This is a genomic window from Streptomyces sp. RPA4-2 (assembly GCF_012273515.2).
Lineage (GTDB): Bacteria > Actinomycetota > Actinomycetes > Streptomycetales > Streptomycetaceae > Streptomyces > Streptomyces kaempferi.
The window spans coordinates 2,717,854-2,731,195 of the sequence record NZ_CP050975.2 but is presented as its reverse complement, the minus strand read 5'-3'; the positions used below and the strand labels follow the sequence as shown (position 1 = coordinate 2,731,195).

The 13,342-nt window shown below is 72.3% G+C and carries 13 protein-coding genes; 10 read left to right on the top strand and 3 right to left on the bottom strand.

The features are described 5' to 3' along the window. Window positions 1-160 precede the first annotated feature (160 nt). From HEP85_RS11725 to HEP85_RS11700, 6 genes are all read left to right on the top strand, one after another. Entirely contained in the window at window positions 161-958 is a 798-nt protein-coding gene (locus HEP85_RS11725; RefSeq protein ID WP_168527734.1) for a metallophosphoesterase, read from the top strand. A gap of 107 nt (window positions 959-1,065) precedes the next feature. After that, complete coding sequence (locus HEP85_RS11720) at window positions 1,066-1,512, top strand: SRPBCC family protein (RefSeq protein WP_168527733.1); 447 nt, start codon at window positions 1,066-1,068, stop codon at window positions 1,510-1,512. A gap of 194 nt (window positions 1,513-1,706) precedes the next feature. Beyond that, entirely contained in the window at window positions 1,707-2,876 is a 1,170-nt protein-coding gene (locus HEP85_RS11715) for an ArsA family ATPase (RefSeq protein ID WP_369657689.1), read from the top strand. Between the two features lie 57 nt (window positions 2,877-2,933). Then, the gene (locus tag HEP85_RS11710) at window positions 2,934-3,404 is read left to right on the top strand and encodes a DUF5304 domain-containing protein (protein WP_168527732.1); all 471 of its coding nucleotides are present in this window, start codon (window positions 2,934-2,936) and stop codon (window positions 3,402-3,404) included. A 54-nt stretch (window positions 3,405-3,458) separates the two neighbouring features. Next, window positions 3,459-4,412 carry an ROK family glucokinase gene (locus HEP85_RS11705; protein WP_168527731.1) on the top strand — a complete coding sequence of 318 codons (954 nt, stop codon included), beginning with the start codon at window positions 3,459-3,461 and terminating at the stop codon, window positions 4,410-4,412. Window positions 4,413-4,795: 383 nt separating this feature from the next. Next, entirely contained in the window at window positions 4,796-5,548 is a 753-nt protein-coding gene (locus HEP85_RS11700) for an endonuclease/exonuclease/phosphatase family protein (protein WP_168527730.1), read from the top strand. Window positions 5,549-5,668: 120 nt separating this feature from the next. Here HEP85_RS11700 and HEP85_RS11695 read toward each other — a convergent pair whose 3' ends face one another. Next, entirely contained in the window at window positions 5,669-6,373 is a 705-nt protein-coding gene (locus HEP85_RS11695) for a hypothetical protein (protein WP_168527729.1), read from the bottom strand. Continuing rightward, window positions 6,366-7,175, bottom strand: coding sequence for a carboxylesterase (locus HEP85_RS11690; protein ID WP_168527728.1), 810 nt, complete (start codon window positions 7,173-7,175; stop codon window positions 6,366-6,368). The genes HEP85_RS11695 and HEP85_RS11690 overlap by 8 nt, the downstream gene beginning before the upstream one ends. Window positions 7,176-7,402: 227 nt before the next feature. Between HEP85_RS11690 and HEP85_RS11685 the strand changes: the two genes are divergently transcribed. The 4 genes from HEP85_RS11685 to HEP85_RS11670 all read left to right on the top strand — a co-directional run bounded on the left by HEP85_RS11685 (window position 7,403) and on the right by HEP85_RS11670 (window position 11,301). Beyond that, entirely contained in the window at window positions 7,403-8,170 is a 768-nt protein-coding gene (locus HEP85_RS11685; RefSeq protein ID WP_248001896.1) for a 1-acyl-sn-glycerol-3-phosphate acyltransferase, read from the top strand. Window positions 8,171-8,202: 32 nt separating this feature from the next. Continuing rightward, window positions 8,203-9,396 (top strand): MacS family sensor histidine kinase, encoded by a 1,194-nt coding sequence (macS, locus tag HEP85_RS11680; protein WP_369657688.1) that lies wholly within the window; start codon window positions 8,203-8,205, stop codon window positions 9,394-9,396. A 29-nt stretch (window positions 9,397-9,425) separates the two neighbouring features. Next, complete coding sequence (locus HEP85_RS11675) at window positions 9,426-10,127, top strand: response regulator transcription factor (RefSeq protein WP_168527727.1); 702 nt, start codon at window positions 9,426-9,428, stop codon at window positions 10,125-10,127. 145 nt (window positions 10,128-10,272) lie between these two features. Beyond that, window positions 10,273-11,301, top strand: a complete 1,029-nt coding sequence (locus HEP85_RS11670) for a 6-phosphofructokinase (RefSeq protein ID WP_168527726.1) — start codon at window positions 10,273-10,275, stop codon at window positions 11,299-11,301. A 120-nt stretch (window positions 11,302-11,421) separates the two neighbouring features. Here HEP85_RS11670 and HEP85_RS11665 read toward each other — a convergent pair whose 3' ends face one another. Next, window positions 11,422-13,326: an anthranilate synthase family protein gene (locus HEP85_RS11665; protein WP_168527725.1), complete on the bottom strand. Its 1,905-nt coding sequence runs from the start codon at window positions 13,324-13,326 to the stop codon at window positions 11,422-11,424. Between the last annotated feature and the right edge of the window lie 16 nt (window positions 13,327-13,342).

The window sequence follows — 13,342 nt, the reverse complement described above, 5'->3', positions numbered from 1 at the left end:
GTACGGCGGTTTCGATAGGGGGTCCCGGCCAGATGTTCCCTGCGTCACACAGGTTGGCGTTCCTTCGCGCACAGTAGTCCACGCTCTTCTCGGCGTGCCAGTAACCGCAGGTCCGACCGCCTCTGTTCACGTTTGCCGCACAGGCCTACGCTTGATCGCCATGGCACCCACACCAGGCGGCAACCGCAGGACGCGCATTCATGTGGTGAGTGACGTGCACGGCAACGCACGTGACCTCGCCCGGGCCGGCGACGGCGCCGACGCCCTGATCTGCCTCGGTGACCTGGTGCTCTTCCTCGACTACGCCGACCACTCGCGGGGCATCTTCCCCGACCTCTTCGGCACGGAGAACGCCGACCGGCTGGTCGAGCTGCGCACCGCCCGCCGCTTCACGGAGGCGCGCGAGTTCGGGGCACGCCTGTGGGCCGGCGTGGGGATGGACCGCCTCGGGGTCATCGAGAAGGCGGTGCGCAAGCAGTACGCCGAGCTGTTCGCCGCGTTCCCGACACCGACGTACGCCACCTACGGCAATGTCGACATGCCTCCGTTGTGGGCGGAGTACGCCGGACCCGGCACCACCGTCCTCGACGGCGAGCGCGTGGAGATCGGCGGCCGGGTCTTCGGCTTCGTCGGCGGCGGCCTGCGCACCCCCATGCGCACGCCCTACGAGATCAGTGACGAGGAGTACGCGGCGAAGGTCGAGGCGGTCGGCGAGGTCGACGTGCTCTGCACGCACATCCCGCCGGATGTACCCGATCTGGTGTACGACACGGTGGCGCGCCGCTTCGAACGCGGGTCCCGCGCCCTGCTCGACGCGATCCGCCGCACGCGCCCCCGCTACGCGCTCTTCGGCCACGTCCACCAGCCGCTCGTCCGGCGGATGCGGATCGGCGCGACGGAGTGCGTGAACGTCGGGCACTTCGCCGGGTCGGGGAGGCCCTGGGCGCTGGAATGGTGAACCCCAGGTGGGGTGGCGATGGTTCGGTCGGCGCGCGGTAGCCTTCACGCTGCACACACGTGCGCACCACCCTCCCTCACCGGACCGCACCTGGAGGAGCCACGGCGATGGCTGAACACACCAGCTCGAGCATCACGATCGAGGCGGCACCGGCTGACGTCATGGCGGTCATCGCCGACTTCGCCCGCTACCCGGACTGGACCGGCGAGGTGAAGGAGGCCGAGGTGCTCGGCACGGACGGGCAGGGCCGCGCCGAGCAGGTACGCCTCGTCATGGACGCCGGCGCGATCAAGGACGACCAGACCCTGGGGTACACCTGGACCGGCGACCACGAGGTCTCCTGGACCCTCGTCAAGTCCCAGATGCTGCGCTCCCTGGACGGCTCGTACCTCCTCGAGCCCGCGGGCACCGGCGCCACCGAGGTCACCTACCGACTGACGGTCGACGTCAAGATCCCCATGCTCGGCATGATCAAGCGCAAGGCCGAGAAGGTCATCATCGACCGCGCCCTGGCGGGCCTGAAGAAGCGGGTGGAGTCGGGCGACGCGGTCTGACCCCGTCCGGCGGCCGGGCTGACTCCGGCCGTCCGTACATGAGCCGGCCCGGTCCGTCCGCGGACCCACCCCGGTTTTCGGCGGGCCGACCCCTGTCCTCACCGAGACGGACGGGGTCGGGTCCTGGCCTGCGGGAGCAGACCGGCGACGGGGCGGGGCGGTGGGGACGCCCGGCGCGGGTAGCGTTCCCTCCCATGCGCACCATCCTGATCACCGGCTCCGGCGGTACCGGCCGTACGACCCTCGCGGCGGCCACCGCGCTGAAGGCCGCGGGCGAGGGCACCCGCACCCTGCTGCTGAGCGCCGACCGCACCGACACCCTCGGAGCGGCGCTCGGCACCCGCACGGGCGCGGAGCCCACCGAAGCCGCCCCCGGCCTCACCACCTGGCGTCCCGACGCGACGGAACGCTTCCGCGAGGACCTCACCGCCTTCCAGGACCGCGCGACCACCGCCCTCGACCTGCTCGGCGCCGCCCGGCTGGACGCCGAGGAGCTCACCCCCCTGCCCGGTGCGGAGGAGCTGGCCCTGCTGCGCGCCCTGCGCGACGCGGCGACCTCGGACACCTTCGACCTCCTGGTCGTGGACCTTCCCCCGACCCCGCAGGCCCTCGCCCTGCTCGCGCTCCCCGAGGAGCTCCGCCGCTATCTGCGCCGCCTGCTGCCCGCGGAACGCCAGGCCGCCCGGGCCCTGAGGCCCGTCCTCGGCCGACTCGCCGGCGTTCCGATGCCCGCCGAGTGGCTGTACGAGACGGCGGCACGCTGGGACGTCGAGCTGGCCGCCGTGGAAGCGGTCGTCGAGGACCGCGCCACGACCGTACGGGTGGTCGCCGAGCCCGGACCGGCCGGCACCGACGCCGCCCGCACCGCCGTCACCGGCCTCGCCCTGCGCGGCCTGCGCGTCGAGACGCTGCTCGCCAACCGCGTACTGCCCGCGGCCAGCCCGGACACCTGGCTGGGCGCCCTCGCCGCCCAGCAGCGCAAGGCCCTCGACGAGTGGCGGGAGGCGTACACCGTCCACGAGATCCCGCACCTGGGCCGCGACCCGCGCGGCACCGACGACCTCGGCGCGCTCCCGCTGCCCGGTGTCAACGAAACGCCACCCCCGGTCGAGTGGCCCGTCCGCGACCACCTCGCCGACGACGGCGTCCTCGTGTGGCACATCCCGCTCCCCGGCGCGATACGCGAGGAACTGGACCTGATCCGCAGGGGCGACGAACTGGTCGTCACCGTGGGGCAGTTCCGCCGGATCCTGCCGCTGCCGTCCGCGCTGCGCCGCTGCGCCGTGGACGGCGCGGCGCTGCGCGAGGGAGAACTGCGGATCCGTTTCGCGCCGGACCCGGATCTGTGGCCGCGCACACGGTGAACCGGGTACCCCTGTTCGGGTAACGTCGAAGGGAGGAAACGTAGGCAGGAGTCCGCCATGAGCGAAGAGCGCACCACGTCCGACGACGCTCAGCACGAGGCGGTGGACGAAGCGCGCGTCAGCGACGCCGACGCCTGGGCGAAGGCGTGCGCCGAGGATCTCGCGGCGGAGAAGGCCCGCCGCCGTACCCAGTACGGACCACCGCCCGGTTCCGCCTCCGAGGAGCTGCGCAAGCTCGTCGACGCGGTCACCGACAAGCTGTCCGGACTGAACTCACCGCTGTTCGGAGCGATCGCCTCCGGCACCGCCCAGCAGATGGTCAGCCAGGTCGTGCAGCAGGCCAGGGCGGCCGTCGAGCCGGTCATGGAACGCAACCCCGACGTCTTCGACCACCTCGCCGCCGCGGGCTCCGAGCTGCTCGCCGCGTACCGCTCGGCCGTCGAGGCACAGGAACGGCGCTGGACGACCCGGGACACCGGCCCTCGCGACGAGGGCACCGGTCCGGGGGAGCGGATTGACTTGGACTAAAGGCCGCTCGGGTACGGTTGGCCGTAGCGGGGCTCGACCGAAACTGAGGGATTCATGGGACTCACCATCGGCGTCGATATCGGCGGCACGAAGATCGCGGCCGGTGTGGTCGACGAGGAAGGCAACATCCTCTCGACCCACAAGGTGCCGACCCCCACCACGCCGCAGGCCATCGTGGACGCCATCGCCGCCGCCGTCGAGGGCGCGCGCGCGGGTCACGACATCGTCGGCGTGGGCATCGGTGCGGCCGGATACGTGAACCGCCAGCGCTCGACGGTCTACTTCGCGCCCAACATCGACTGGCGGCAGGAGCCGCTCAAGGCCGAGGTCGAGGCGCGTGTCGGGCTGCCGGTCGTGGTGGAGAACGACGCGAACGCGGCGGCGTGGGGCGAGTACAAGTTCGGCGCGGGCAAGGGCCACCGGAACGTCATCTGCATCACGCTGGGCACGGGCCTCGGCGGCGGCATCATCATCGGCAACAAGCTGCGCCGCGGGCACTTCGGCGTCGCCGCCGAGTTCGGGCACATCCGGATGGTGCCGGACGGTCTGCTGTGCGGCTGCGGCTCGCAGGGCTGCTGGGAGCAGTACGCCTCCGGGCGCGCCCTCGTCCGCTACGCCAAGCAGCGCGCCAACGCGACCCCCGAGCACGCGGAGATCCTGCTCGCGCTGGGCGACGGCAACCCCGACGGCATCGAGGGCAAGCACATCTCGATGGCGGCCCGGCAGGGCGACCCGGTGGCGGTGGACTCCTACCGGGAGCTGGCCCGCTGGGCCGGCGCCGGTCTCGCCGACCTCGCCTCGCTCTTCGACCCGTCGGCCTTCATCGTCGGCGGCGGTCTGTCGGACGAGGGCGAGCTGGTCCTCGACCCCATCCGTAAGTCGTACAAGCGCTGGCTCGTCGGAGGCAACTGGCGCCCCGTGGCCGATGTGATCGCCGCCCAGCTCGGCAACAAGGCCGGCCTCGTGGGCGCGGCGGACCTGGCCCGGGAGCCCGACCCGATCATGTGACGCCCGCGCCACACACAGTCACCCGACACCGCCCGCCGCGCCCCACGAAGCCGGCGGGCGCTGTCGTGCGGCGAGCCCATCGGGCCGGGGGCCCACCCTCAGTCGCCCCGCAGAGGCGCGGGGAACTGCGCGACCAGCCACGACGTCTCCCGCACCCGAGAGCCGACCCGGCCGCGATTCCCCCCGGGGGCATTGCCGGCGTGCGGGGGATCTTCGGGGTGCGGGCGGCAGCCGACGGCCCCGCTTCCAGGATTCCGGCGCGCTGCCGTGCCCCATAGGGGCGCGGGGAACTGCGCGACCAGCCACGACCCGCCCGCACCCGAGAACCGGCCCGACCGCGATTTTCCCCCCACCCAGCGGAGCGCCCCCGTATCTTGATCCGCATGGCGACGACCCCGCTGCCCGACTCCCACACCGAACCCGACGGCTCCGCCGTGATCCGGGTGCTCAGCTACAACATCCGCTCGATGCGCGACGACACCGACGCCCTCGCGCGGGTGATCAGCGCCTGCGCGCCGGACCTGGTCCTGATCCAGGAAGCCCCGCGCTTCTTCCGCTGGCGCAAGAAGCTGGCCCGTCTCGCGGCGGCCTCCGGCCAGATGATCCTGTCCGGTGGCGCCCCGGCGGCCGGCCCCGCACTCCTGTGCTCCCTGCGGGCCACCGTCGAACGCACCGAGGACGTCCTGCTCCCGCTCACCCCCGGCCAGTTCCGCCGGGGCTTCGCCACGGCCGTGGTCCGCTTCGGCGGCGCTCGCCTGGGCGTCCTGAGCTGCCACCTGTCGCTCGACGCGGACGAGCGTCATGAGCAGGGCGCCATGCTCCTGGACCGCGTCGCCGCCCTCGGCACCCCGCACGTCGTGGCGGGCGGCGACCTCAACGACCTCCCCGACGGCCGCACCTTCGAGCGCCTCGCGGCCTCCCTCCAGGACGGCTGGGCGACCCGCCCCTGGGGTGCCGAGCACACCTGGATCCGCGACGCGCCGCACCGCCGTATCGACGCGGTCTTCGCGACGAAAGGCATCGAGGTCCTGGGGTGCGGGGTGCCCCTGGGCCACCCCGGCGTGACGGAGAGGGACCTGAGAGCGGCCACGGACCACCTGCCCGTGCTGGCCGCCCTCAGAGTGCCGGCGTCCTGAGACGTCGGTGCCGAGACGTCCGGCCCGACACGTCCGTCCTGACACGTCGAGCCGGAGACACCCGTCCCATGACGCCCGTCCAGGACACCCGTCCCGGGACGCTCGCGCGCGGGGACGGTCTCAGACCACCGCGCCCCGCCCAGGATCGTCCTCGTCCTCGTCGTCGGGGTTCATCCGCATCACGAGGGTGGCGAAGCCGCCGAGGAAGCCGCCGATGCCCACGGTGGCGAGCCACCACGTCATGTCCCAGCCGAGCAGGATGGCCAGCAGGAGCACGATCGGACCGCCGATGACGGCGAGCCAGGCGAACTTGGCCGTGGTGTCGGCGGCCGGCAGCGGAGGCGGCTCGGGCGGCACGAAATGGCCCTCGTCGTCCTCGTCGAAGTCCTCCTCGGCGGGCTCCGCCGTCCGGTAGTCGCGCGGGCCGCCGACGCCGGGCGCGAAGGAGACGGAGCTGCCGAGAGCCTGGGCCGCGGAGGGCCCGTCCCCGCCCTCGTCGCTTCCGTCGGCCTTGTCCGCCGCATCCGCCTTGTCGGCCTTGCCGGCCTTCTCGGTGTCGTTCGCGTCGCCCTTGGCCCGCTGCCCGGACCTGCCCCCGCGACCTGTGGGGGTGCCGTTCGTCTCGGGATCGAGGAGGGCCAGGTCCTCGACCGACTTGAACGGGTTCGCGCCGGGCGGGTCCTTCGGCTCCTCGCCGTACCCCTCGACGATCGCCTGCCACGCGGCGTCCTCGTCGAACGGCACGCTCTGCTCGTCCCCCGGGGGCCCGCCGACGGGCACGCCCTTCTCATCGGGCTCGCCGCGCTCCGCGTCCTGCTCAGCCACCAGTGGCCGTCCCTTCCTGCTGACCCGCCTGAACCGCGTCGGACCGCTCGCCGACACCGGGCGCGAGCCGGCCGATGAACGCGTAGCTCTCCTCGAAGACCCGGTCCGCGTCATGGTCCAACGTCGCCACGTGGTAGCTCTGTTCCAGGAGGATCTCCGTCACGTCCGTGGAGGACACCCGGCTCAGTACGCGGGCCGAGTCCACCGGCGGCACCACATGGTCCTGCGGGCTGCGCAGCAGCAGGAGCGGCTGGGTGACCTGCGGCAGCTCCCCGTCGACGATCCGGTAGAAGTTCCGCATGGAGTGCGCGGCCCGCAGCGGCACCCGGTCGTAGCCCAGTTCCGTGACACCCTCCTTCGCGATGTCGCTCGCGATGCCGCCCACGGTCGGTACGAAGTGACGCAGCACGGGAAGGGCGTACGCGGCGGCCCCGTGCACCCTGTTCGCCGGGTTGACGACGACGACGCCGCTCACCTCGTCCCCGTGCTTCGCCGCCAGCCGCAGGGCCAGCGCGCCGCCCAGGGAGAGGCCGAAGACGAACACCCGGGTGCAGCGTTCCCGCAGGGCGCGCAGTTCGCGGTCCACCTCCGCGTACCAGTCCTGCCAGCCGGTGAGCTGCATGTCCTCCCAGCGCGTGCCGTGTCCGGGCAGCAGCGGGAGCGCGACGGTCAGCCCGCGCTCGGCGAGGAACTCGGCCCAGGGGCGCAGCGACTGGGGGGACCCGGTGAATCCGTGGCAGAGGAGGACGCCGACCTCTCCGCCCTCGTGGCGGAACGGCTCGGCTCCAGGAAGGACCGGCACCTTCGGTCTCCTGTTCGTCAGGACGGGCGGAACGGGACAAGGCGGGTGGGCGGACCGGAACAAGACGGGCGACCCGAACGGAGGCGGAACACGACCCCGGGAGATCCGGGCGTACTTCACCGTACGCGACCGCACTGACACCGACCAGGGTCGTCGGGTCCTTTGACAGTCCTCCGGGATAAGGTCTGAGCGACGACACAGGAGGCATTCGGTTGATCTACGGCGCCATGAAGTTTTCCATCGGAGGGCCGCTGAAGCTCGCCTTCAGGCCCTGGGTGGAAGGCCTCGAGAACATTCCCGCCGAGGGCCCCGCCATCCTGGCAAGCAATCATCTGTCGTTCTCGGACTCGTTCTTCCTGCCCGCGGTCCTCGACCGCAAGGTGACCTTCATCGCGAAGGCCGAGTACTTCACGACGCCTGGCGTCAAGGGCAGGATGACCGCCGCGTTCTTCAAGGGTGTGGGCCAGCTCCCGGTGGACCGCTCCGGCGCGCGCGGCGCGGGCGAGGCTGCGGTCAAGAGCGGTATCGACGTCATCGAGCGCGGCGAGCTGTTCGGCATCTACCCGGAGGGCACGCGCTCGCCCGACGGACGCCTGTACAGGGGCAAGCCGGGCGGCCTCGCGCGCGTGGCCCTCGCCACCGGCGCGCCGGTCATCCCGGTCGCCATGATCGACACCGAGAAGATCCAGCCGCCGGGCAAGGTGATGCCCAAGCTGATGCGCCCGGGCATCCGCATCGGCAAGCCGCTCGACTTCGGCCGGTACGCCGGCATGGAGCACGACCGCTTCGTGCTGCGCGCGGTGACCGACGAGGTCATGTACGAGATCATGAAGCTCTCCGGCCAGGAGTACGTCGACATCTACGCGACCGCCGCCAAGCGGCAGATCACGGACGCGGCGAAGGCCGAGAAGCAGGCGCAGAAGGAAGCCGAACAGGCGCAGAAGGAGGCCGCGAAGGCGGCCGAGACCGAAGAGGGACGGGCGGGCGGCTCCTAGACGCGTTCGTCGGGGCGGTGGGGTGGGGGGGCATGGCCAGGCGCGAGAGAGTCATGAGGATGTCGGTCGAGCTGCCGCTGTGGCGTGCGCTCTCCGCCTACCGCGTGCTGACGATGCTGTACGCGATCGGGCTCTTCGTCGCCGCGACGGGCAGGTTCGCCCACCCCTGGGTGGCCGTCGGCTACTACGCCGTCCTGTTCGTCTGGACCCTGGCGACCCTGCCCAGGGTCGCGAACGCGGCGAGCTGCACCAAGCGCTTCCTCGCCGTCGACCTGGCCGTGGCGCTCACCGGCATCCTGCTCACGCCGGTCGCCGTCACCCACCACAGCATCGTGGACGGCGGCCCCACGCTCCCGTCGATATGGACCGCGGGCTCCGTCCTGGCCTTCGCCATCAAGGGCGGCTGGCGCTGGGCGGCCTTCGCCTCCACGCTCGTCGCGGCCGCCAACCTCGTCGAGCGCGGCGCCCCCACCCGTGACACCGTCCACAACGTGATCCTCGTCTGGGTCGCGTCCATCGCCATCGGCTACGTCGTCGAGGTCGCCCGCGCCTCCGAGCTCACCCTCGCCCGCGCCCTGGAGATCGAGGCCGCCACCCGCGAACGCGAGCGCCTCGCCCGGGACATCCACGACGGGGTCCTGCAGGTCCTCGCCATGGTGCAGCGGCGCGGCAGCGCCCTCGGCGGCGAGGCCGCGGAGCTGGGCCGGCTGGCCGGCGAGCAGGAGGTGGCGCTGCGCACGCTGGTCTCCGGCGGCCTGCTGCCCGTCTCGCGGGTCTCCGAGGACGCCGCGCTCGGCGCGGTCGTACGGGCCGTCGAGGAGCCGGACGACGACGGGAGCCCCGTCGATCTGCGCGTGCTGCTCGCCCGGTACGCCACCGCGCGCGTGACGCTCTCGGAGCCGGGCGCCCCGGTGCCGCTGACCCCGGTGGCCGCCCGGGAGCTGGCCGCGGCCGTCGGTGCCGCCCTGGACAACGTGCGCAAGCACGTCGGGGAGAGCGCCCGCGCGTGGATCCTGGTCGAGGACGAGCCGGACACGGTGATCGTCACCGTGCGCGACGACGGCCCCGGCATCCCGGAGGGCGGCTCGCGCAGGCCGAGGGGGAGGGGCGGCTCGGGGTGGCCCTGTCGATCCGCGTGCCGGCTGCGCGAGCTGGGCGGCGCGGCCGAACTGATCTCGGTCCCGGGCCAGGGCACCGAGGTCGAGCTGAAGGTACCGAAGGTCTGACGGGGGAAGGCAGAACGGCGATGAGGGACATGGCGGACACGACGGAGGCGGAGCAGCAGGTGGGCGAGGACCCGATCAAGGTCATGGTGGTGGACGACCACCCCATGTGGCGCGACGCCGTGGCCCGTGATCTCGCCGCGGCCGGTTTCGCCGTGGTGGCCACGGCGGGCGACGGCGAACAGGCGGTGCGGCGTGCGCGGGCCGTCGGCCCGGACGTACTCGTCCTCGACCTGAACCTGCCGGCCAAGCCCGGTGTCCAGGTCTGCAAGGAGCTGGTCGGAGCCAACCCCGCGCTGCGCGTCCTCGTACTGTCGGCCAGCGGTGAGCACGCCGACGTCCTGGAGGCGGTGAAATCCGGGGCGACCGGCTATCTGCTGAAGTCGGCGTCCACGGAGGAACTGACCGACGCGGTGCGCCGTACGGCGGTCGGCGACCCGGTGTTCACCCCGGGTCTCGCGGGTCTGGTCCTCGGCGAGTACCGCAGGCTCGCCTCCGAGCCCGTGCCGGCCGCTGGCGCGGGCGAGCCCAAGGCCCCGCAGCTGACCGACCGTGAGACCGAGGTGCTCCGTCTGGTGGCGAAGGGTCTGAGCTACAAGCAGATCGCCGAGCGGCTGGTCATCTCCCACCGCACGGTCCAGAACCATGTGCAGAACACCCTGGGCAAGCTCCAGCTGCACAACCGGGTGGAGCTGGTCCGCTATGCCATAGAACGTGGTCTCGACGAGGCGTAAACCCGGTGTTGTCCACCATCGAGTGAATGATGAGTGATCAACACCCGCACATTTCAACGGAATTGCCCTTCCGCCCCATAACGAAGTGACCTGGATCACTATTAGCGTGAGTCCCCTCAGGCAATCGCGGCGAAGGGACTTTTCCATGCGGGTCGGAGTACTGACCGGAGGCGGCGACTGCCCCGGACTCAACGCCGTCATCCGGGGCATCGTCCGCAAGGGCGTGCAGGAGTACGACTACGACTTCGTCGGCTTCCGCGACGGCTGGCGCGGGCCGCTCGAGAACGACACCGTCCGGCTCGACATCCCCGCCGTACGCGGCATCCTGCCCCGTGGCGGCACCATCCTCGGCTCCTCGCGGACGAATCCGCTCAAGCAGGAGAACGGCATCCGGCGCATCAAGGAGAACCTCGCCAAGCAGGAGGTCGAGGCGCTCATCGCGATCGGCGGCGAGGACACCCTGGGCGTGGCCGCGCGCCTGCACGACGAGTACGGCATCCATGTCATCGGTGTTCCGAAGACCATCGACAACGACCTGTCCGCCACCGACTACACCTTCGGCTTCGACACGGCGGTCGGCATCGCGACGGAGGCGATCGACCGCCTGCACACGACCGCCGAGTCGCACATGCGCGTCCTCGTCGTCGAGGTGATGGGCCGTCACGCCGGCTGGATCGCCATCCACTCCGGGCTCGCGGGCGGCGCGAACGTCATCCTCATCCCCGAACAGCGCTTCGACGTCGACCAGGTCTGCGCCTGGGTCACGTCGCGCTTCAAGGCCTCGTACGCCCCGATCGTGGTCGTCGCCGAGGGCGCCATGCCCAAGGACGGCGACGCGGTGCTGAAGGACGGCACGCTCGACTCCTTCGGTCACGTCCGGCTCTCCGGCGTCGGGGAGTGGCTGGCCAAGGAGATCGAGAGGCGGACCGGCAAGGAGGCCCGCACCACGGTCCTCGGCCACGTCCAGCGCGGCGGCACCCCCAGTGCCTTCGACCGCTGGCTCGCCACCCGCTTCGGTCTGCACGCCATCGAGGCCGTCCGTGACGGCGACTTCGGCAAGATGGTCGCCCTGCGCGGCACGGACATCGTCCGGGTCCCGATCGCGGAGGCCACGGCCAAGCTGAAGACGGTCGACCCCAAGCTGTACGAGGAGGTCGGCGTCTTCTTCGGCTGAGCCGCCCGCCGCCGCGCCGCCACGTCCTACCCGTGGCGGCGCGGCGGCGTTCCGGGCCCGCGGGAACCGCCCTCGCCGGCGCCGGTCCGCGCGCCGGACGCGCGATCCCGGCGACCTCGACTACACCGCCGGCCGCCGCTCGGACAACGTACCGGCGCCGCGCAGCTGAGCGATCAGCTCCCGTACCACGGCGGTCCCGTTCAGCGTCAGCACCGACTCCGGATGGAACTGGACACCCGCGAACCCGGGCCCGCGCAGCGCGTGCACCTCTCCGGCGCCGCTCCGGGCGACCTCGACGCCGTGGGCCGCCAGCTCCGCCGCCGCCTCCTCGTCGCAGCGCGCCACGAAGCTGTTGTAGAAGCCGACGGTCTCCGCCCGCCCGAACAGATCGATCGTGGTCTGCGCGCCCTGGTACGGGACCTCCTTGCGGACGATCTCCAGGCCCAGCTCCGCTGCGATCAGCTCGTGGCCCAGGCACACGCCGAGCACCCCGTGCCGGTGCTCCCGGATCACCTCGGACGCGAGGCCGCGCAGGAACCGCATCTTGGGGTCGGCCGTGTCGGCGGGGTCACCGGGGCCGGGACCGAGCACGACCGGACCCGTGTGCGCGCGGACCGTCTCCCGCAGCCCCGGCTCGTCGTACCGCCGCACGGTCACCTCCAGCCCCGACGACCGCAGCACGTGCGCGAGCATCGCGGTGAAGGTGTCCTCCCCGTCCACCACGAGGGCATGGCCCTCCAGGGAGTCGGTCCGCTCCTGCATCCGCAGCCAGAACGGCGCGAGCGAGGCCCGCCGGCCGTCGAGCGCGGCCTGCACCCGCGGATCGTCGGCCAGCCCCGGCCGTACGCCCGGTGCGCGCGGGCTCCCCTCCACGACCCCCAGCGCCGCGAGCACCCCCGCCGCCTTCGCATGCGTCTCCGCGACCTCGCCCGCCGGGTCCGAGCCCCGGACCAGGGTGGCGCCCACCGGCACCCGCAGCCGGCCGTCCGCGTCGATGTCGGCGGTCCGGATGAGGATGGGGGAGTCGAGGGTCTGGGCGCCGCCCGCGTCCCGCCCGAGCAGGGCCAGCGCCCCCGCGTAGTAGCCGCGCCCGACACCGTCCCGCCCGAGGGGCTCGTACCGCTCGATCACCCGGCACGCGTTCTGCACCGGCGACCCGGTGACCGTCGCCGCGAACATGGTCTCCTTCAGGACCTCGCGCGCGTCCAGCGAGGACCGGCCCCGCAACTCGTACTCGGTGTGCGCGAGATGGGCCATCTCCTTGAGTCGCGGCCCGATCACGACCCCGCCCATGTCACCGACCGTGCACATCATCTTGAGTTCCTCGTCCACGACCATGGAGAGCTCCTCGATCTCCTTGCCGTCGGCGAGGAAGCCGAGCAGACCCTCGGCGGAGGGTCCCCCGGCGGGGTAGCGGTACGTCCCGCTGATCGGGTTCATCACCACGGTCCCGCCGGACATCCGCACGTGCACCTCCGGGCTCGCCCCGACCAGCGTCCGGTTCCCGGTGTGCACGACGTACGTCCAGTACGCGCCCCGCTCGCCGACCAGCAGCCGCCGGAAGAGGGCCAGCGCGTCGGCCTTCCCGAACCCCGGGATCTCCCCCTCGTACGTACGCCTGATGACGAAGTTCGCCCCTTCGCCGCGTCCGATCTCCTCGCGCAGCACGCGCCCGACGATCCCGGCGTACTCCTCGTCGCCGACGTCGAAGCCGCCGCCCTCGACACGCACGTCGTGCGCCGGGAGCTGGGCCAGGGCCCGCTCCAGCGGCAGCTCGTGCGTCTCCTCGGGCGTGAGCGCCACGAGCGGCGTGCCGTCGTCGCGGACGTCGAAACCGCGCTCACGGATCTGGCGGAAGGGGATGAGCGCGAGGGCCTCGTCGGGCAGGTCGGCGAGCCGGTCGTACCCGGCCACGGGCCCGAGCAGCACCTCCACCGTGCCGCCCTCGTCGGTGGAGCGGCCGGGGGTACGGCGGCACAGCAGGGCGAACGGGCGGGGATCGTCCAGCAGGTCGAGCAGGTTCATCGGTCCTGTTCCTTCT